This window comes from Kitasatospora sp. NBC_01250 (assembly GCF_036226465.1).
In the GTDB taxonomy this organism is placed as follows: domain Bacteria; phylum Actinomycetota; class Actinomycetes; order Streptomycetales; family Streptomycetaceae; genus Kitasatospora.
This window is the reverse complement of record NZ_CP108476.1, coordinates 8414513-8434996: the sequence shown is the minus strand read 5'-3', so window position 1 is coordinate 8434996 and position 20484 is coordinate 8414513. Positions and strand designations below refer to the sequence as shown.

15 protein-coding genes are annotated in these 20484 nt (G+C 73.3%); 1 reads left to right on the top strand and 14 read right to left on the bottom strand.

All coding sequences use genetic code 11. The annotated features are described in order from the left end of the window. Positions 1–9 precede the first annotated feature (9 nt). Complete coding sequence (locus OG500_RS35480; protein ID WP_329586414.1) at positions 10–3024, top strand: AfsR/SARP family transcriptional regulator; 3015 nt, start codon at positions 10–12, stop codon at positions 3022–3024. Positions 3025–3094: 70 nt separating this feature from the next. Here OG500_RS35480 and OG500_RS35475 read toward each other — a convergent pair whose 3' ends face one another. The 14 genes from OG500_RS35475 to OG500_RS35410 all read right to left on the bottom strand — a co-directional run bounded on the left by OG500_RS35475 (position 3095) and on the right by OG500_RS35410 (position 20481). Further along, complete coding sequence (locus tag OG500_RS35475) at positions 3095–4324, bottom strand: ATP-grasp domain-containing protein (RefSeq protein WP_327070958.1); 1230 nt, start codon at positions 4322–4324, stop codon at positions 3095–3097. Continuing rightward, on the bottom strand, positions 4321–4956 hold the full coding sequence (locus OG500_RS35470; RefSeq protein ID WP_327070957.1) for a pyridoxamine 5'-phosphate oxidase family protein: 636 nt from the start codon (positions 4954–4956) through the stop codon (positions 4321–4323). Before OG500_RS35470 ends, OG500_RS35475 begins: the two co-directional genes overlap by 4 nt. Positions 4957–5027: 71 nt before the next feature. Continuing rightward, entirely contained in the window at positions 5028–6263 is a 1236-nt protein-coding gene (locus tag OG500_RS35465) for an ATP-grasp domain-containing protein (protein ID WP_327070956.1), read from the bottom strand. Positions 6264–6265: 2 nt separating this feature from the next. After that, positions 6266–6766 (bottom strand): flavin reductase family protein, encoded by a 501-nt coding sequence (locus OG500_RS35460; RefSeq protein ID WP_327070955.1) that lies wholly within the window; start codon positions 6764–6766, stop codon positions 6266–6268. Continuing rightward, positions 6763–8115, bottom strand: a complete 1353-nt coding sequence (locus OG500_RS35455) for an LLM class flavin-dependent oxidoreductase (RefSeq protein ID WP_327070954.1) — start codon at positions 8113–8115, stop codon at positions 6763–6765. Before OG500_RS35455 ends, OG500_RS35460 begins: the two co-directional genes overlap by 4 nt. A 42-nt stretch (positions 8116–8157) precedes the next feature. Beyond that, the gene (locus tag OG500_RS35450) at positions 8158–9114 is read right to left on the bottom strand and encodes a D-2-hydroxyacid dehydrogenase family protein (RefSeq protein WP_327070953.1); all 957 of its coding nucleotides are present in this window, start codon (positions 9112–9114) and stop codon (positions 8158–8160) included. 2 nt (positions 9115–9116) lie between these two features. Then, positions 9117–10145: a mandelate racemase/muconate lactonizing enzyme family protein gene (locus OG500_RS35445; protein ID WP_327070952.1), complete on the bottom strand. Its 1029-nt coding sequence runs from the start codon at positions 10143–10145 to the stop codon at positions 9117–9119. Further along, positions 10142–11521 (bottom strand): DUF6025 family protein, encoded by a 1380-nt coding sequence (locus OG500_RS35440; protein WP_327070951.1) that lies wholly within the window; start codon positions 11519–11521, stop codon positions 10142–10144. Before OG500_RS35440 ends, OG500_RS35445 begins: the two co-directional genes overlap by 4 nt. Further along, a complete protein-coding gene (gene acnA / locus OG500_RS35435) occupies positions 11518–14061 on the bottom strand; it encodes an aconitate hydratase AcnA (protein ID WP_327070950.1) in 2544 nt (847 codons plus the stop codon). The genes OG500_RS35440 and acnA overlap by 4 nt, the downstream gene beginning before the upstream one ends. Further along, positions 14058–15470: a citrate/2-methylcitrate synthase gene (locus tag OG500_RS35430; protein WP_327070949.1), complete on the bottom strand. Its 1413-nt coding sequence runs from the start codon at positions 15468–15470 to the stop codon at positions 14058–14060. Before OG500_RS35430 ends, acnA begins: the two co-directional genes overlap by 4 nt. Next, on the bottom strand, positions 15457–17040 hold the full coding sequence (locus OG500_RS35425) for an amino acid adenylation domain-containing protein (protein ID WP_327070948.1): 1584 nt from the start codon (positions 17038–17040) through the stop codon (positions 15457–15459). The genes OG500_RS35430 and OG500_RS35425 overlap by 14 nt, the downstream gene beginning before the upstream one ends. Before the next feature lie 8 nt (positions 17041–17048). Further along, on the bottom strand, positions 17049–18365 hold the full coding sequence (locus OG500_RS35420) for an ATP-grasp domain-containing protein (RefSeq protein ID WP_329586401.1): 1317 nt from the start codon (positions 18363–18365) through the stop codon (positions 17049–17051). Continuing rightward, positions 18362–19234, bottom strand: coding sequence for an NAD(P)-dependent oxidoreductase (locus OG500_RS35415; protein WP_327070946.1), 873 nt, complete (start codon positions 19232–19234; stop codon positions 18362–18364). The genes OG500_RS35420 and OG500_RS35415 overlap by 4 nt, the downstream gene beginning before the upstream one ends. 26 nt (positions 19235–19260) lie before the next feature. Then, positions 19261–20481: an MFS transporter gene (locus tag OG500_RS35410; RefSeq protein ID WP_329586397.1), complete on the bottom strand. Its 1221-nt coding sequence runs from the start codon at positions 20479–20481 to the stop codon at positions 19261–19263. Between the last annotated feature and the right edge of the window lie 3 nt (positions 20482–20484).

The window sequence follows — 20484 nt, the reverse complement described above, 5'->3', positions numbered from 1 at the left end:
GGAGGATGCATGGCGCTCAAGCTGCTGGGCCCAGTCGAACTGGACCATGAAGGACGCTCGCTCGATCTCGGCGGACCACGGCAGCGCGTGGTCCTGGCGATGCTGGGACTGAACGTCAACCAGACCACCTCCACCGAGCAGCTGATCGACGCCGTGTGGGGCGACTCGCCTCCGGTCACCGCACGGGGTCAGATTCAAGTGGCCATCTCGACACTGCGCAAGCGGTTCGCCGAATCCGGCCGGCCGCAGGCCATCGGCACCCGCTACCCCGGCTACGTGCTCGAACTGGACCCGGCCAGTGTGGACAGCCTGGAGTTCGACCGCCTGGTCGCCGTCGCCCGCGAGGAGAGCGCGGCGGGCGGCACCCTGCAGGCCGCGGCCACCCTGCGCACCGCCCTCGGACTCTGGCGCGGCCCGGCCCTGGACGGCGTGCCCAGCGACCTGGCGCAGCGCGGCGCCATCCGGCTCAACGACCGCCGGCTGACCGTCCTGGAGGAGCGGATCCGGCTGGACCTGATGCTCGGCCGGCACGGCGACCTCAGCGCCGAGCTGACCGCGCTGACCTGCCAACACCCGTTGCGCGAGCGGCTGTACGAGCTGCTGATGCTGGCGCTCTACCGCTCGGGGCGTCAGGCCGATGCGCTGGAGGTGTTCCAGCGGGCGCGCCGGGCGCTGACCGAGGAGATGGGCATCGAGCCCAGTCAGGAGCTGCGCGTCCTGGAGCAGGCGATCCTGAACCAGTCCCCCGCACTCGACCTTCCCTCGACCGCCACCTCCTCGGCCACGCGCGTCCCTGCGCCCAGGTCGGCTGCACCCGAACCGGCGAAGGAGGCGGCTTTTCGTCTGACACCCCGTCAACTTCCGGCCAGCATAAGTGATTTCATCGGCCGTCGCAGTCAACTCGACGACATCAAGAAACTGATCGTACCGAACGCCCAGGAGGGATCTGCGGGCTACGCGGTGCCGATCGTGAACATCTGCGGTCCGGGGGGTGTCGGCAAGTCGGCGCTGGCCGTGCGCGCCGCACACGAGCTGGGTACGCACTTTCCGGACGGCCACCTCTACGCCGACCTGCGCAACCCGTCCGGGGACGGCCGGACCGAGACGCTGCTGGCGCGGTTCCTGCGGGCCGTCGGGGTACCGGCCAAGGCGGTGCCCGAGGACCTCCAGGAGCGGGCCGAGATGTACCGCAGCAGGCTGGCCGACAGCCGGGTCCTGGTCGTGCTCGACGGGGTGACCGACGCCGCGCAGGTGACGCCGCTCCTGCCGGGCAGCGCCAGCTGCGCGGTGATCGTCACCAGCCGGGTCCGGCTGGCGAGCGTGCCGGGCATCCACCAGGTGGACGTCGACGTCTTCGACATGTCCAACGCGCTCGACCTGCTCTCCGGGATCATCGGCCGCCCGCGCGTGGAGGCCGAACTCGACACCGCCGTCGAGCTGGTGAACCTGTGCGACGGCCTGCCGCTGGCGCTGCGGATCGCCGGGGCCCGGCTGGCCGCACACACGCACTGGCCGATCGAGCGGCTGGTGCGGCGGCTGCGCAACGAGCGCCGGCGGCTGGACGAGCTCAGCCACGGCGGCCTGGAGCTGCGCCCCACGATCAGCCTGACCTACCGGGCGCTGCCGCCGTTCGCGCAGCGGCTGTTCCGGTTGTTCGCCCTGGTGCAGGTGCCCGACTCGCCGGCCTGGATCGCGGCCGCGCTGCTGGACACCGACGCCACCACCGCCGAGGACACCCTCGACACGCTGGTCGAGGCCCAGGTGATGGACATCGTCCAGTACCCGAACTCACCGTGGCCGCGCTACCGGTTCCACGACCTGGTCCGCGCCTACGCGTGGGAGGAGTTGCTCATCAGGGAGCCGCGCGAGGAGCAGGAGGCCGCGCTGGCCCGCATGCTGGGCGGCTGGCTGGCCCTGGCCGAGGACGCCCACCGCAAGGAGTACGGCGGCGACTACACCATCATCCACGGCAGCGCGCAGCGCTGGCGGCTGCCCGAGTTCGCGACGGCCGGTCCGTCCGCCGGTCCGATGGACTGGTGGAGCACCGAACGGCGCGCGCTGGTGACGGCCGTCCGGCAGGCGGCCGACGCAGGGCTCGACGAGCTGTGCTGGGACCTGGCGCTCAGCTCGGTCACGCTCTTCGAGTCCAAGGGGTACTTCGACGACTGGGAGGAGACCGCCCGGCTGGCCCACGAGGCCGCGCTGCGCGCCGGCAACCCGGTCGGGCAGGGGGCGATGCTCTACTCGCTGGGGACCCTGCACATGTTCCAGGCCCACATCGAGCAGGCGCAGGACTACTTCGGCCGGGCCCAGGTCCTGTTCGAGACGGCTGGGCACGACCACGGGCGTGCCCTGGTACTGCGCAACTCCGCCTACCTGGACGGGCTGCGCGGCGAGCACGTGGCGATGCGCGAGAAGTACGACGAGGCGCTGACCGTGATGCGGCTGGTCTGCGACCGGATCGGCGAGGCGCACATCCTGCGCAGCCTGGCGGGCTGGTGGATGACCGCCGGCAGCATCGACCGGGCCCGCGGCATGCTGGAGCAGGCCCTGGTGATCTCCCAGGAGGAGAAGTGCCTGCGGGTGGAGGCCCAGGTGCTGCAGCGCTTCGCCGAGCTGTACCTGGCCACCGACCAGGTGCCGCAGGCCATCGAGGCGCTGCGGGAGGTGCTGCGGATCGTGCGGGACATGGGGGACCGGATCGGCGAGTCGTACGCACTGTACGGCCTGGGCACCGTGCGCCAGCGCGAGGGGCGGCTGGAGAGCGCGGTCGAGACGCTCACCCGGGCGCTGAACCTCTCGCGGCAGGTCGGCGAGCGGGCGATCGAGGCCCGGTCGCGCTACGCGCTCGGCGAGATCGCGCTGCAGCGGGCCGACTACGCGCTGACCACCACGCACCTGGAGGCGTCCCGGGCGCTGTTCGCCGAACTGGGCGCGCAGTCCTGGCTGGAGCGGGCCGAGGACCTGCTGGCCGAGGTCGGGCCGCCGGCGGTGCTGTGCTCCGCCCAGCCGGAAGCCTGCTGAGGCGGCAGGTGCCCCAGGAGCGCCGCGTGCCCGGCCGAGACCGCCGGGCTCGCGGCGCTCGCGCGCCCACTCAGCTCTCCCAGCGGATCCGGTCCGCGTACCAGGCGGCCAACTCGTCGGCGTGCTGCGCCACTTCGGCGGCGTCCCGACCGGTGATCACATAGCCGCAGAGGAACTTGCCGGACTTCTGACCGCCCTGGTAGGACTCGCCGACCGTCCCGTGCAGGCGCTGTTCGACCACGAAGTCCGGCGGGTCCCCCGGCAGCGCGGCGAGCCGGCCGTGTTCGGGGTAGAAGACGACCCAGCCCGCCGCCCGGCCCGGTTCGGCCCCGCGCACCGCCTCGCGCACGGCCTCGCCGGGGGCGGCCGGGCCGCCGAGCTGGGCGGCGAACCACCGCTCGTCCAGGTCGAAGCCGTTGCAGGCGCGGATCGCCGCTCCGGTGAGCGCGCCGCCGGTGCGGCTGGCGACCTCGCACAGCACCAGGCGGTCGTCCGGGGTCAGGAAGACCTCCAGGTGGAAGGTGGTGCACTCAGGGGTCGGCAGGGCGGCCAGCACCTGCTCGGCGTACCGGGTCAGCCGCGGCACCAGTGGGTCGTCCCCGGTGAGCTGGGCCGCCCCCAGGTAGTCCCCGGAGCGGAACGACAGGCAGTCGTTGAGGTAGTGCGAGACGTAGGCGGCGGCCAGGCGGCCGTGCGTGAGCAGGCCGTCGACGATGTACATCCGCCCTTCGACGAAGGTCTCCACCTCGGCGTGCTCCGGCAGGCCCGCCCGCAGCAGCGCGCCGAGGTCGGCCTCCTCGTGCAGGATGTGGGTGCCGGTGGAACCGGACCCGTAGGCCGGCTTCACCACGACCGGGTACCCGTGCTCCCGGATGAACCCGAACAGGTCGAAGGCGACCCGCACCGGCGCGAACTGCGGCACCGCGATGCCGCGTTCGCGCAGGATCGTCTTCATCAGCACCTTGTCGCGGAACGCCTGGGCGCTGTCCCAGTGCTGGCCGGGCACGTCGAGCAGTTCGCGCAGCCGGGCCGCGCGCAGCACGTCCCCCTCGCCGCGGGCGAGCACCGCGGACGGGCGCTGCCCGCCGGCCGACTCCAGTGCGGCCAGCTCCAGTTCGCCGCCCTCGTGGTAGCCCGTGATGGGCCGGGCCTCGGGCAGGTGGGCGTACTGCGGGTACTTCTCGGCGGAGACCAGCAGGGTCAGCCGGGCGCCGGCCCCGGCCGCCCAGGCGTCGTAGGGGGTGTCGGCGTGGTCGCTGTCGACGAAGGCGAGCGCGTGGGGCGCCGTGCCGGCGGTCACCGGTGCTCCTCCTCGCCGACCGAACCGACCGAACCGGTAGTGCCGGCCGTGCCGGCCGTGCCGACGGCGCCGACCAGGTGGTCGCGGGCCGGCCGGGCCGGCAGGCCGTCGATACTGCTGCTGTTCTTGGTCAGCATGTACTCCTCCAGCTGTTGTCGGGTCTTTCGCTCACCCCACTTGTCCTGCAGGTCGCGTTCCCGCACCAGGTCCATCTCGGGCACGGTGAACCCGCAGGAGTCGGTGATCCGGTGGATGTGCGCGACGATGATCGAGCGCGGGATCGGGTGGCTGCCGAAGCGGCCGATCAGGTCGTCCCAGCGCGGATCGTCGGGGAAGACGCACTCCCCCCGGCCGTACAGGCGCAGGATCTTCGGCTGCCGGGAGAACGAGCAGAGCATCAGCGTGATCCGCTCGTTCTCCCGCAGGTGTGCGATGGTCTCGGCGCCCGAGCCGATGAGGTCGAGGTAGGCGACCGTGGTGCCGTCCAGCACCGTGATGGTGTCCATGCCCCCTTTGGGCGAGACGTTGACGTGTCCGTCGCGGTTCAGCGGGGCGGTGGCCACGAAGAACATCGGCGCCTGGGCGATGAACTCCACCAGTCGGGGGGTCAGTTCCTGGTACTGCTGTCCCATCTGCCGTTCTCCTCAGGTCGGGAGCGGGTGTCAGGTCGGGAGCGGGCGTCAGCTCAGGAGCAGGTCCCGGCTCAGGCCCAGCGGGCGCTCTGCCGCCACCACCGCACCGCCTGGTCGATCCGCTCCGCCACCTCGGCGGGGTCGGCGCCGCGGACCAGGGCCGTGGCCGCGCCCTCGGCCGCGTGCGCCACCCCCTGGCACACCGTCCCCGCCTCCAGCTGGAGGCTGAGCTCGACCCCGGGGACGGGGCACGGCCCGGCCGGGGGCGTGAAGGTGCCGTGCCCCGGGGGAATGACCAGCCAGCCGTAGTAGCCCCCCTCGGGCTGCTCGGGCTGGTGGCGCAGGGTGAGCTCGGAACCGCACTGCGCGCGAAGCCCCTCGCGGGCCAGCTGCACCCCGAACGCGCGCTCGTAGACCTGGGCGATCCCGGCGCCGCCGGCCCGGCTGGCGATCTCGCAGAGCACCGGCTTGCCGTCGGCGCGGATCCACGCCTCCAGGTGGAAGGCCATCGGGCCGTCCGCGACGGGCAGCGCGGCTATCAGGTCGGCCGTGAGCTTCATCAGCACGGCGTGGCGCGGGTCCTCGGCCGCGATCAGCACGCTGGACAGGCTGGAGTCGTGCTCCAGGTGCTCGGCGACCCCGCTGTTGTACTGCGAGGGCCAGCCGTGCACGATCCGGCCCTCGGACATGATGCCGTCCACGTGGCAGAAGTCGCCCTCGACGAAGAACTCGGCCATCCAGTGGCCGGGCAGGTAGGGCAGCGTCGACTCCTGCTCGCGGGCCAGGAACGCGTCCACGCCCTGCTGGTCGCGCAGCACGTGCACGCCCTCGGCGCCGTAGCCGGAGCGCGGCTTGACCACCACGGGGTAGCCGACCGTGTCGATGAACTCCATCAGGTCCATCGCGCTGTCCACCGCGGTGAACGCCGGTACCGGCAGGCCGGCCTGGCGGGCCAGCTGCTTCATCAGCACCTTGTCGCGGTAGGCGATCGCCGAGGCCGGGCTCTGGCCGGGCAGGCCGAGCCGGGCGCGCAGCCGGGCCGCGCGCAGCACGTCCTGCTCGCTGGTGGAGGCGATCCGGTCCACCGAGAACTCGCGGGCGGCCTGCTCGGCGGCCAGGTCGGAGGACCACGCGTGGTAGTCGGCCACCAGCCGGTGGCGGGGGAAGTACTTGGCGAGCTCCTCCGGCGTGTCCGCAACCGCCTTCTCGGTGGTGAACAGGACGACGGTGTCCGGGGTGTCGTCCAGCCACTCCTGCAGCGGACGGGAGGAGAGCGGCTGGCGGGAGAGAATGAGCGTGGTGGTCATGATCAGCTCCTGACGAGGGCGGGGTGGGGGACGGGCTGCATGGCGCCGTGCAGGTGGACCAGGCTGTCGCCCGGCGCGCCCTGCCGGGCGTGCTCGACGGCGGCGACGACGACGTGGTGGTCGCCGATCCTCAGGGTGTCCTGCCGGGAGCAGACCAACCAGCTGAGGCAGTCGTCCAGCAGCGGGACGCCGTGCGGGCCGAGCCGCCAGCGGGTGGCGGGGCCGAAGCGGTCGGCGCCCTTGCTGGCGAACAGCTGGGCCAGGTCCCGCTGTTCGGCGCTGAGGATCTGGATGCCGAACCACTCGCTGTCGCGGACCTGCTGCCAGGTGGAGGAGGTCTCGGCCAGCGCGAAGGAGACCAGGGCGGGCTCGGCGCTGATCGAGGTGAAGGAGGTGATGGTGACGCCGACCGGGCCGGGCGCGGTGAGCACCACGATGCCGGCGGCGTGCGAGCGCAGTACCGAGCGCAACTGACTGGCGTCGACGTCCGTCCGCGTGGTCACTTGACGGCTCCCGTCGCGCGGTGGGCCGGGCGGGCCAGGCCGAGGTTCTCGCGCAGCGTCGTGCCCTCGTACGCGGTGCGCATCAGGCCGCGCTTCTGCAGCTCGGGCACCAGCAGCGTGACGATCTGGTCCAGGCCGTCGGGCAGGCAGTCGGGCATGATGTTGAAGCCGTCGGCGCCGTCGTTGACGAACCACTCCTCCAGCACGTCGGCGATCGACTCGGCGGTGCCGACCAGCCGGTGGTGGCCGCGGCCGGCCGAGACCGTCTGGTAGACCTGACGGATCGTCAGCCCCTGGCTGCGGGCCTGCTGGTAGATCAGCTGCTGCTTGCTGATGCTGCCGCCGGTCTCCGGGAGCTCGGGCAGCGGGCCGTCCAGGTCGTAGCCGGACAGGTCGACGTCGCCGAGCTGCGCGGTGAGCAGGCTCATCCCGAGCACCGGGTCGACCAGGCTCTGGAGTTCGTCGAACCGGTCCTCGGCCTCGGACTGGGTGCGGCCGAGGATCAGGAACGCGCCGGGCATCACCTTGAGGCTGTCGGGGTCGCGGCCGTGGTCGGCGACCTGCTTGCGCAGTCCGAGGCGGTAGGTCCGGGCCTGGTCCAGGGTCTGCTGGACGGTGAAGACGACCTCCGCCCACTGCGCGGCGAAGTCCTGGCCGTCCGCCGAGGAGCCGGCCTGGACGATGACCGGGTGGCCCTGCGGCGGGCGCGAGACGTTGAGCGGGCCGCGGACCGAGAAGTGCTCGCCCTTGTGGCCGAGGATGTGCAGCTTGGCGGGGTCGAAGTAGCGCCCGGACTCCTTGTCGTAGAGGAAGGCGTCGTCCTCCCAGCTGTCCCACAGGCCGGTGACCACCTCCATGAACTCCCGGGCGCGGTGGTACCGGGCGCTGTGGTCGGGCTGCTGCTCCAGGTTGAAGTTGCGCGCCTCGGCGTCGGTGGCCGAGGTGACCACGTTCCAGCCGGAGCGCCCGTTGCTGAGGTGGTCGAGCGAGGCGAACTTGCGGGCGATGTGGAAGGGCTCGTTGTAGGTCGTGGAGGCGGTCGCGGTCAGGCCGATGTTGGTGGTGTGCACGGCGAGCGCGGAGAGCAGGGTCAGCGGCTCGAAGTGGACCATGCGGCCCTGGCGGCTGAGCTCGTCGGCGTCCTTGTAGTGGGTGCGTACACCGGCGCCGTCGGACAGGAAGACCATGTCGAACAGGCCGCGCTCGGCGGTCTGCACCAGCGAGCGGTAGTAGTCGAACTCCAGGCTGCCCTGCGGACGCGAGCGGGGGTGGCGCCAGGCGGCGACGTGGTGGCCGGGGGCCGGCAGGAAGGCGCCGAGCTTCATGGTGCGGCGCGGGGTGGTGGTCACGGCTGATCGCTCCGATCGGGACGTTCGGTGAAGAGGTTCGGGTCAGGAGAGGCGGCGGACGGGCGAGCCGGCCAGGAAGGCCTGGATGTCCTCGACCGCGTGGCCGTAGTAGGTCCGGTAGTTGTCACCGGTGACGTAGCCCAGGTGCGGGGTGGCCAGCAGGCGCGGGGCGGTGCGCATGGGGTGGTCGGCGGGCAGCGGTTCGAGGTCGAAGACATCGATGCCCGCACCGGCGATGGTGCCCTCCCGCAGCGCGTCCAGCAGGGCGTCCTGGTCGACGATGGCCGCCCGGGAGGTGTTGACCAGGTAGGCGGTCGGCTTCATCAGGCCCAGCTCCCGCGCGCCGAGCAGGCCCCGGCTGCGCTCGCCGAGCTTCAGGTGGACCGACACGAAGTCGGCACCGGCCAGCAGTTCCTCCTTGGAGCCGGCGAGCTCCACGCCGGCCTCCGCGGCCCGCTCGGCGGTGAGGTTCGGGCTCCAGGCCACCACCCGCATGCCGAAGGCGAGGGCGATCCGGGCCACCCGGGTGCCGATCTGGCCGAGGCCGAGCAGGCCCAGGCAGGCGCCGTTCAGGTCGGTGCCGACCGTGTTCTGCCAGCCCCCGGTGCGCACCGCCGTGTTCTCGGCGACCAACTGCCGGGCCAGGCCGAGCAGCAGCGCGAAGGTCAGTTCGACCGGCGGCACCGAGGAGCTGGCCGTACCGCACACGGTGACGCCGTGCCGCTCGGCGGCGGCCTGGTCGATCACCGAGTTGCGCATGCCGGAGGCGACCAGCAGGCGCAGCTTCGGCAGTCGGGCGAAGAGCGAGGCGGGGAAGGCCACCCGCTCCCGCAGCGTGACGATGATATCGAAGTCCGCCAGGGCGGAGGCAAGTTCGTCCTCGTTCGGGAAGTGTTCGGGGAACCGGACGAGCTCCACCTGGTCGGCGATCGGCGACCAGTCGGCGTGGGTGAGGGCGGCGTCCTGGAAGTCGTCGAGGAGGGCGCAGCGCAGACGCATGATCAGTTCTCTTTCGTACGTGTGGTGGTGCTGTCGGCGGTACCGGCGCCGGCAGTGGTGACACCGAGGCCGGGGCCGTCCGGCAGCGTGAGGGCGCCGCGGTCGATGCCGAGGCCCCGGAACGGGTCGTCACGCAGGTTGAGCGGTCCGTCCAGATCCAGGTGGTCGGCCAGCGAGGCGAGTTGGGCCATCGCCGTGACACCGAGGGTGCTCTCATTCTTGCACCCGAGCATGATCCGCAGACCGGCGGCGCGCGCCAGGACGATCATGTCGAGTGCGGCGCGCAGTCCCCCGCACTTGGTCAGTTTGATGTTGACGCCCGAGACGGCGCCGCGCAGCCGCTGGATGTCGGCCGGGCCGGCGCAGTCCTCGTCGGCGAAGACCGGGATCGGGGAGCGCTGGTGGACGTGGCGCAGCCCGTCCGCGTCGCCCGCGGGCACCGGCTGCTCCAGCAGCTCGACGCCGTGCCGGTCGAGCTCGGCGACGACCCGCAGCGCGCGCTCGGGCTCCCAGGAGCCGTTGCCGTCGACCCAGATCCGCCCCGGGTAGGTGCGGCGCAGGTGGCCGACCCGGGTGCCGTCGTCGTCCGCAGTGAGCTTCAGCTTGAGGATCGGCCAGTCGCGGTACGCGGCCCCACGTTCGGCCAGTTCCTCGTTGGAGCAGGCGCCCAGGGAGAGCGCGGTGGGCGCGATCGGGGCGCCGGCCAGGCCGAGCAGCTCGTGCAGCGGCCGTCCCGTCGCCTTGCCGAGCAGGTCGTGCAGGGCCAGGTCGACGCCGGCCAGCATCGCCGGGCGGATGCCGGCGGCGGCGAGCCGGTCCAGGGTGTGCCGCAGGGTGAACGGGGAGGCGTCCGCGAGCAGCTCGGCGCAGGCCTCGGGTTCGCCCGGCTCGACGGCCAGCGCCGCGCCGTACCCGGTCAGACCCTGCCAGGAGAGGCGGACCACGCTCTGGCGCACCTCGGTGGTGACCCCCCGGTTGCTGGTGAAGGGGTGCGTGAGGGGGATCGCCACGCGCTCGTGGGTCATCCTCATCCGCCGCACACCTCCTCGAAGGCCGAGACCAACGAGGAGGCCTGGCGGAACGTCAGCTCACGGAAGCCCTCCGGCTCGGTGGACAGGTCGGCCTCCCGCGCCGCGCCGTCCCGCGGCACCCCGGCCTCGGGCCGGAAGCGACCGCGCAGGTAGTCGGAGAAGTCCTCCTCCCGGGAGGCCACTTCGCGCAGTGCGACGTCGTGGACCTGCTCCGGATCGGCGGCGCGCACCGCCTTGATCACGCCGGCCAGCTGGTCCAGGTCGCCGAAGGAGGAGCCGGGCGGGCAGAGCATGAAGACCTGGGCCGGCAGCAGGACGAAACAGATCGGCTTGGCCTCGGGGAAGTGGCGCACCAGGGTGCGCAGGATCTTGCGCATCGGACTCAGCCGGGTCTTGCGCGCGAAGTAGCCGTTGCGGCGCGGCGGGCAGCCCGCCATGGCGCGGGCGCCCCAGTGCAGGTGGGTGATGAACGGCCCCTCGTCGGGGATGCCGGTCTCCTCGGGCCGGTGCTCGCCGAACAGTGCGAACAGCACGTTGGCCAGCAGCAGCGAGGGCACCGGCAGGACGGTGGGCAGGGCGGCGATGTTCGCGAAGAACCAGGTCGGCTCGGTCAGTGCGCGCAGCGTGAGCAGGGTGCCCTCGGCCAACGCGCGCACGGAGTCGTAGCGGTGGCCGTCCAGCAGGAACCCGGCGCCGTCGCGCACCGGCCCGCAGCGGCCCACCTGGCCGTCCAGGTGGACGGCGTGGCTGAGCAGCTCCGACAGGGTCCGCTCCGGGCTGCTGTCCGCGACCGCCTCCGTGATCAGCACGCAGAGCATGTCCAGCAGCAGCGCCTCGTTGTCCATCAGCGACTGCGCCCAGCTCTTGAAGCGGTAGCCGGGGATGCCCAGCATGCGCTCCCAGTGCACGGTGATCAGCGCGGCCAGTTCGCCCTCGCGCTCGGTCTGCACCAGCGGGCAGAAGAGCGGTCGGCCGCGGTCGCGCAGCGCGAACTGCCGACCGTCCCAGGTGTACAGCGGCAGGGCCCGGGCGCCGCCCCGCTCGACCAGCGAGCCGGGCAGGTAGACGTCGTCACCGCCCTCGGTGTCCGCCTCGGTGCGGGTGAATCCGTAGATCAGCGGGTAGCCGTGGCCGGCGCCGCAGATGGCGCCGTTGAAGTCCATCGCCCCGGCCCGGCCCTGGGCGATGTCCGCCCAGTTGCCGAGGTGTCCGGTGCGCGGCGGCAGCAGATCGTCGTGCCGGTGGATCACGTCGAGGACGGTGCCGATCGGCACGTCCCGGGTGCCGAGGTGGACCGGGGTGAGGGTCCGGGTGCCGTCGGCGAGCCCTTCGGCGTCCGCGCCCAGGCCGAGTTCACCAAGGATCTGCAGGCTCATCGGGCCTCCTCCGCGCGCAGCCGCTCCAGCAGGTAGGGCAGCGTGCCGCCGGATCCCAGGACCTCCCACTCGCCGGCCGAGCGGACGTCCGCCCGGGCGGTGAGGACCACCTCGCCGGCGGCCACCCGCACCCGTCCGGTGGCGGCGACCTCGCCCAGGTCGAGCTCGAACTCCTCCGCCCCGGTGAGGCCGAGGTCGGCCCAGGTCTGCCCCTCGGGCAGCAGCAGCGGCAGGATGCCCATCGCGCACAGGTTGCCCCGGTGGATGCGCTCGTAGCTCTCGGCGAGCACTGCCCGCACGCCGAGCAGCCGCGGCCCCTTGGCCGCCCAGTCCCGGGAGGATCCGGTGCCGTAGTTCTTGCCGGCCAGTACGATCAGCGGAGTACCGGCCAGGGCGTAGCGCTCGGCGGCCTCGAAGACCGGCAGCCGCTCGCCGGTGGGCAGGTGGGTGGTGGTGCCGCCGCCCGCTCCCTCGACCAGGTGGTTGCGCAGTCGCGGGTTGCTGAACGTGGCCCGGGCCATCACCTCGTGGTTGCCCCGGCGTGAGCCGTAGGAGTTGAGCTCGGCCGTCGCGCGCTCGTGCAGGTAGCGTCCGGCCGGGGAGTGCTCGGGGATCGAGCCGACCGGCGAGATGTGGTCGGTGCTGACGTTGTCGCCGAGCGCCACGAGCACCCGGGCGCCGCGCAGCTCGGTGGGCAGCGCCGTGGCCGGGCCGACGTACGCCGGCGGCCGGATGTAGGTGGACTCCTCGTCCCAGGCGAAGACCTCGCCGCCCGGTACCGTCAGGTCGGCCCAGCCGGCGTCCGGGGCCTGGCCCGCGCCGTAGACCTCGGTGGTCACGAACTCCTTCTCCAGCGCGAGCAGTTCCTCGGTGCTCGGCCACAGGTCCGCGAGCCGGACCGGTGCCCCGTCGGCGTCGGTGCCCAGCGGCTCGCTGCTCAGGTCGATCCGGACGTGGCCGACCAGCGCGAGGGCGACGACCAGGGCCGGGGAGCCGAGGTAGGCCGCGCGGACCTGGGCGTGCACCCGGGCCTCGAAGTTGCGGTTGCCGCTGAGCACCGCGCAGGCCGTCACGCCGTCGCGCTCGACGGCCTCGGCCATCTCGGGGTGCAGCCCGCCGCTGCCGCCGTTGCAGGTCATGCAGCCGTAGCCGGCGACGTGGAAGCCGAGTTGCTCCAGATCGGCGAGCAGGCCGGCCTTCTCCAGGTAGCGGGTGACCGCCTGGGAGCCGGGCGACAGGCTCGTCTTGACGTGCGGCGGCACCCTCAGGCCGCGGGCCACGGCCCGCCGGGCCAGCAGGCCGGCCGCGAGCATGGCCTGCGGGTTGGAGGTGTGGGTGCAGGAGGTGATGGCGGCGATCGCCAGGTCGCCGTCGCGGTGCGGGCCGGTCTGCCGGGACTCGCCGGTGAGCACGCTCGCGAGCGAGCCGGGCAGCTCGGCCAGCGTGAGGTGCTGGTCGGGCCGGCTGGGGCCGGCCAGGCTCGGACGGACCGAGCCGAGGTCGAACTCGACGATCCGGCCGAAGGCGGGCTCGGTGGCCGACCGCAGCAGCTGCTGCCGGCCGCAGTACTCCTCGACCTGCCGGACGTGCGCCGCCGGGCGGCCGGTCTCCCGCAGGTAGGCCAGGGTCTGGGCGTCGACCGGGAAGAACGCGGTCATCGCGCCGTACTCGGGCGCCATGTTGGCGATCGTGCAGCGGTCGGCGACCGACAGGCCCTCGATGCCGGGGCCGGTGAACTCCAGCATCAGACCGCGGACGTTCTCCTGGCGCAGCAGCCGGGTCAGGGTGAGCGCGAGGTCCGCCGCGGTGGTGCCGGCCGGGACCGCGCCGGTCAGCCGCACGCCCACCACCGCGGGGATCCGGATCGGGTGGGCCAGCCCGAGCATCAGGGCCTCCGCCTCCAGCCCGCCGACGCCCCAGCCCAGCACGCCCATGCCGTTGACCATGGTGGTGTGGCTGTCGGTGCCGATGACGGTGTCGGGCACGAGCCGGCCGTCCTGGTCGGTGGCGACCACGGTGGCCAGCTGTTCGAGGTTGACCTGGTGCACGATGCCCTGGCCCGGCGGGATCACCCGCAGCCCGTCGAAGGCCTCCTCGGCCCAGCGCAGGAACCCGTACCGCTCCCGGTTGCGGGTCATCTCCCGCGCCTCGTTGCGGGCCTGGGCGTCGGGCCGGCCCGTCCAGTCGGCCTGCACCGAGTGGTCGACGACGACGTCGACAGGCAGGCCCAGGTTCACCCGGCGCGGCTCGCGCACCTGGTCGCGCAGGGCGGCGAGGTCCACCAGCAGCGGGATGCCGGTGTAGTCCTGCACCAGGATCCGGGCGGGGCGGAAGGCCATCTCCAGGGCCGGGTCCCGGCCCTCGGCCAGGCGCTCCAGCAGCTGCCCGGCCTGCTCCTCGGCCCCCTCGCGCAGCAGCGACTCGGCGAGCACCCGCCCGCAGTACGGGACGGCGGCGAGGTCCAGGCCCGCCCGCTCGGCGAAGGCCGGCAGGTCGGTGGCCGGCGCGGGCCGCTGGTCGATCAGCGTGTCGGCGGTCATACGGCGGCTCCGGGGAACGGGCGCGAGGCGGGGCCCTGGTAGTCGAGCAGCGGGCGGATCAGCACGTTGTTCGCCTGCTGCTCCAGCGCCTGGGCCACCCAGCCGGCGGTGCGGCCGATCGCGAACAGCACGATGGCCAGGTCGTCCGGCAGGCCCAGCAGGCGGTAGGCCAGGCCCGCGTACAGGTCGACGTTGGGCGCCAGGCCGTGGCGACCGTAGGGCTCCATCGCGGCGGCCACCGCGTCGAGGATCGCCAGGCCGCTCTCGTCGCCCCGCTCGCGGCTCAACTCGACGACGGTCTCCCGCAGATGACGCACCCGCGGGTCCTCGGTGCGGTAGACGCGGTGACCGAAGCCCATCACCGGCTCGCTGCTGCCGAAGCGCTCCGCCACGTAGCGCGGGGCGTTCTCGGGCGAGCCGACCGCGTCGACCAGCTTGACGGCGCGTTCGGCCGCCCCGCCGTGCACCGAGCCGGCGAAGACCGCCAGCGCCGCGGTGATCGCGGCGTTCATCCCGGCGCGGCTGCCGACGGCGACCCGGGCGGCCACCGTGGAGGCGTTGGAGCTGTGGTCGGCGTGGACGATGAAGCCCTTGTTGATGAACCGCACCGCGGCCGGCGTCGGGGCCTGGCCCAGCAGCGCCGTCAGGAACGCCTCCGCGTAGGGGAGGTCCTCCTGCGGCACCAGCGGCTCGCGGCCGTTGCGCACGGCGTGGTGGGCCGCGACGATCATGGGGATCCGGGCCAGCAGCGTCAGCCCGGCCTCGCGGGACTCGGCCGGCGTCTCGTCCCGGCTGCGGTCGCCCGGGGTGAGCGCGCCCAGGGCGGAGACGCAGGTGCGCAGCGCGTCCGTGGGGTGGGCCTCGGCCAGCGACCGGATCAGGTCGAGGACCGGTGCGGGCAGCTCGCGGCGGGCGCTCAGCTCCTTGCGGAAGACCTCCAGCGCGCCCTGGTCCGGCAGCTCGCCGTTCACCAGCAGGTGGGCGACCTCCTCGAAGCTCGCGTTGCGGGCCAGGTCGTGGATGCTGTAGCCGCGGTACTCCAGGATTCCCTCGGTCCCGTCGATCCGGGTGATCGCGGAGTGGTCGAGCACCACGCCCTCCAGCCCGCGGTGCACGGTGACCGCCGCGGCGGCGGGTGCGGCGGCTGCGGGTGCGGCGGCGGGGCCGGGGGCCGGTGCCGGTGCGGCGGCGGGGCCGTCGGCCAGGAACTCGCGGATCGCCGCCACCGAACGCAGGGCGAGGGTCAGCTCGTCGTCGATGCGCACCCCGTGCGCCTTCTCGATGGCCACCATCAGCGAGACGTGGCCCAGCGAGTCCCACTCGCGGACGGACTGGTACTCCAGGTCGTCGGTGATCAGGTCGGCCTGAATGCCGAGGGTCTGGGCGATGAGCTGGTCAGCGCTGTGCATCGTTGCCTCCGTTGAAGCTGAACTGGTCGGTCACGTTCTTGGCGCGGTCGTCGAGCCAGCAGCGCAGTGCGTTGCGGTCGACCTTGCCGTTGCCGTTCACCGGCATCTCGTCGATGACGTGGACGGACTTGGGCACCATGTAGGCGGGCAGTCGGTCGGCCGCCGTCTCGGCGAGCCGGCCGGGGTTGGCGGCGCCGGAGACGACGGCGGTGATCGTCCCCGGGTCGGGCCAGGTGAGGCAGACGGCCTCGGCGCAGCCGTTGCGGCGCAGGACCGCCTCGATCTCGCCGAGCTCGACGCGGTAACCGCCGACCTTCACCTGCTGGTCGTTGCGGCCGATGTAGACGAAGCCGGCCTCCTGCCGGCGCACCAGGTCGCCGGTGCGGTAGTAGGTCCGGCCCTCGTGCTCGAAGTAGCGCTCGGCGGTCAGCTCCGGCGCCTGCCAGTAGCCCGGGGTGGTCTGCGCGCCGGCGACGCACAGCTCCCCCGTCCCGCCGTCGGGCACCGGCGCCAGGTCCTCGTCGACGACGAGCGGGTGCAGCCCCGGGAACACCTCGCCGATCGGCACGTTGTCGTGCACGCACAGCTCCGGGCTGGTGGCCGGGTCCCAGCGGTGCACCGAGCAGGCGATGGTCAGCTCGGTGGGCCCGTAGAGGTTCTCCACCGTCGAGTTCGGCGCGGCCGCCTGCCAGGCCTCGGCGAGCTGGCGGGGCAGCGCCTCGCCGCAGAACAGGCTCCAGCGCAGCGTGGGCATCCGGCCCGGGGTCAGCGCGTCGCGCTTGTTCAGCACCGCGGCCACCGAGGGCACCGAGAACCAGACGGTGATGCCGTTGCGCTCCAGGTAGCCGAAGGGCGCGAGGAGTTCGAGGGAGTCCATGGCGCAGACCCGGGCGCCGTGCTCCCAGGCCATGAACAGGTCGAAGACGGACAGGTCGAAGGTCTGGTCGAAGGTCTGGCTCAGCCGGTCCTGCGGCGTCAGGCGGTAGCGCTGCTGGGCGGCGTCCAGGAAGGCACGCGCATTGCCGTGGGTGACCGGCACCCCCTTGGGCGTGCCGGTGCTGCCCGAGGTGAACAGCAGGTAGGCGAGGTCGTCCGGGGCCGCCTGCGGCAGCTCGGCCAGCGGCTCGGCGCCGGCCAGGTCGGCCTCGGTCAGCACCACCGGCGGCTGCGCCAGGTCGGCGATCAGCTCGTCGAGCTGGGCCTTCGAGGCGGCGTCCACGATGACCGCGTCGAGCTCGGCGCGGGCCAGCATGGAGGCGGTCCGCGCCTGCGGGAACCGGCGGTTGAGCGGGACGAACGCGGCGCCGGCGGCCAGGGCGGCCAGCACGCCGAGGTAGGAGGCCTCGTTGCGGTAGGCGAAGACGCCCACCCGGCGGGGCTGGTGGCCGACCGCCTGGTGCAGTCGGGCGGCCCAGCCGCGGGCGCTGCGGTCGAGTTCCGCGTAGCTGTAGTGGCGCCGGCCGATGGTCAGCGCGATGTCGTCGGGGCAGGCGGCGGCATGGGCGAAGAAGCCCGAACCGAGGCCGCGCGAGAGGGCGGTGAGAATCCGGTTGGAATCGGTGACGGTCATGGTGGGGATCACCTGTCGTGGCTGGGTATCGGTGCCGTCCCGACGAGCCGGTCGGGACGCGGGGCGATGGTGGCTAGGGTCCGCTCGGGCGGCCGGTGTTCGGCCGGCCGGGTGCGGATGGAGATCCGGGCGGCGAGCGCGCTCGCCCGGATCGCCGCGTCCGGTCCGTCCGCACCGCGGCTGAGGACCAGGCCGCAGCGGTCGTAGGACCAGGCGACGGGGACGACGGTGTCGCCCGGGGCAACGGTGATCTGGGCGTCGACCACGTCGGGGTGGGCGAGCACCTCGGCCAGCCCCTCGACGCTCTCGACGACGCCGGGTTCGGCGGTCAGGAAGCGGATCGCGGCGCCGCACCTCGGCTCGCCCGGTTCGACCGGGGCGGTGCGCCCGGCGTACCAGAGGAAGGCCAGCGCGTCGGTGTCGATGCCGTAGACCTCCTGGACCAGGTCGGCGATCCGGTCGCCGCCGCGCCGGCTGTGCGACTCGACCAGCCGCGGCCCGTCGTCGGTGAGGATCACCTCGGTGTGGGCGGGGCCGTCGGCCAGGCCGACCGCGTCGAGCGTGCGGGAGACCAGGTCCTCGACCTGACGGGCCGTCCTGGGGTCCAGCCCGGCCGGCTGGGTGTGGCCGATCTCGACGAACGAGGCGAGCTTCTCCTTGGCCGTGAAGGCGAGCACGACGTGCCGGCCGGCGTAGCTGAAGGTCTCCACGCTGAGCTCGGTGCCGGACAGGTACTGCTCCATCAGGAACGAGTGGAGTCCGAACCCGGCCGCCCACTCCCCCGTCTCGTCGGCGGACCCGGCGTCCTCGACCAGGCGCACGCCCAGGCTCCCGGAGCCGAACCGCGGCTTGATCACGGCCGGGCCGTGCTCGTCGACGAAGGAGCGGATGTCCTCGGCGGTGTGCCCGATCCGTGCCGCCACGGACTCGATGCCGCGCTCGGCGAGCAGCGTCCGGAAGGCCAGCTTGTCCTGGAGCACGCGCACGGTCTCCAGGCCGTTGCCCGGCAGGCCGAGCGCGGTGGTCGCGGCGGCGGCCGACTCCAGGCCGTCCTCGATCATCGAGACCACCCGCACCAGCGGACGCAGCCGGTGCACCGCGGTGAGCAGCCCGGTGACGGCGTCAGGGGTGCGGTAGTCCGTCAGGTGGGCCTCGGCGACGTGTGCGAGGCCGGCGGTGTCCAGCTCCTGCGGCCCGTGGATCCAGACCACCTCGAAGCCGGCCGCGCGCACCTTGCGCAGCGTGGCGGGGGTGCCGCCGATGACCGCGATCCGCGGGGCGGCCGCCGGGTCCCCGTCCGGGGCGGTCAGGTTCTGCTCGGTCATGCCCGCAGCTCCCGTCCGGCCTCGGACTCCAGCCAGCGGACCACCTCGACGTTGTCGGCGCCGTCCGGCAGCTGCGCGTGGGCCTGCTCCCAGATCCCGCGGCAGGCGCGGCTCAGCTCCGCCGGGCCGCCGACCTCGGCCATCAGCCGGTCGGCGATCCGGATGTCCTTGAGCATCAGGCGCTGGGCGAAGCCCGAGTCGAAGGTGCCGGTCAGCACGTGGGCGGGCAGCTTGGTCTCGGAGGCGTGGTTGCGGCCGGTGGAGGCGTTGACCACCTCCAGCATCACGTCCGGTGCCAGGCCGAACGCCTTTCCGGCCAGGAGGACTTCGGCGGTCGCCGCCAGGCTGACCGAGGAGAGCAGGTTGTTCAGCGCCTTCAGCGCGTGCCCGGCGCCGGACGGGCCGACCCGGTACACCCGGCCCAGCGCGGCGAGCACCGGCTCGGCCAGGTCGAGGGCCTCGGTGTCGCCGGCCGCCATCAGGGTCAGCTCGCCGGAGCGGGCCGCCGCAGGGCTGCCCGAGACGGGGGCGTCCACCACGTGCACGCCGTGCCGCGCGGCCAGTTCGCGCAGTTCGCGGGTGTCGCGGGGGTCGCTGGAGCCGGTGTCGACGAGCAGCGAGCCCGGCGTCATCGCCTCCAGCAGTTGCTCGGCGACCGCCCGCACGGCGGCCCCGTCCGGCAGCATGGTGATCACGACGGGCGCGGCCAGGTCGGCGGCCCGCGCGGCGGCGGTGATGCCGCTCTGTCCGGCCAGCCGCTCGGCGGCCGCGGTGTCCAGGTCGAAGACCGTCACCGCGAAGCCCGCCTCGGCCAGGCGCCGGCTCATGCCGCCGCCCATGGTCCCGAGTCCGGCGAATCCGATTCGCATGGTTGAGTTCACTCCGTTCACGTGCATCAGGGCGTCCCCTCGCCCACCAGGGCGGGGATCTGGGCTCCACCGGCCAGCGCGACCCGCTCGGCCACCGCGCCGGTCAGCGCGAAGACCACGGCCGCACCGGCCCAGCCGACGGCCCCCGAGCCGAGCAGCAGCCCGGTGACCACCACCGGGCCGAAGACCCGCTCGGTGGCCAGGCCCAGGCCGAAGATCGAGAGGTAGCGACCGCGCGCCTCGGCCGGGGCGAGCGCGATCGACAGGTTCCAGGTCGCCGAGGTGGTGACCACCTCGCCGAGCGACAGCGCGAGGATCGCCGCGACCAGCAGCAGCACGGCCGACCGGCCGTGGGCCGCCCCCGCGGCCGCGAAGCACAGGCTGCTGGCGGCCAGCGCAGCCCCGCCCCACAGCAGCATCCGGCTGCTGCGCCGCAGCCCGTCGGCCAGCCGGCTCACCGGGAGCTGGGCGACCACCACGAGGACGGTGTTGAGCGCGTACAGCACCGAGACCGTCGCCCGGGGCGCGGAGGTGTGCTGCAGCACCCAGACCGGCATCGCGACCAGCAGCAGCACGTCGAAGAAGGAGAGCAGGAAGTTCAGACCGGTCAGGGTCAGGTAGTGGCGGCCCGGCAGGGCCCGGGCGCGCCCGCCCTCGCCGGCCGGCGCGGCGGTGGGGCGCGGCGTCGCGGGCAGCCGCCGCACCAGCAGCGCACCGCCCAGGAAGGCCGCGGTGATCAGCAGCATGGTGATCCGGTAGGCCCGCGTCGTGTCCAGGGTCAGCGTCACGCCCCCGGCCATCGCGCCGAGCCCCAGGCCGATGTTGCGCACCACGTTGACCACCGCGAGCAGCCGGCCCCGGTCGCGCTGTTCGGGCAGGGCCGCGGCGACCAGCGCCTGGAGCACCGGCGGGCCCGCCCGGTCGAAGGCCACCGACAGGAGCGTGACCACCAGGTACTCCCAGAGGTTGGTCACGAAGGCGAAGGCGAGGAAGCACAGGCCGCGCCCGGCGTAGACCACCGCGAGGATCCGGCGGGCACCGTGCCGGTCGGCCAGCACTCCGGCGAGCAGCGAGGCCGCCAGGGCGGCGGCGCCGGCCACCGCCAGACCGGTCGCCACCTGGTTGGCGGTCAGACCGACGTGGCGGGTGAACCAGGCGATCGAGCTGGCCGTGAAGAGGCCGATGCCCAGCGACTGCACCAGGGCGGCCAGGGCCAGCCGGCGTCCGTCGGCGGTCAGCTCGTGCACGCC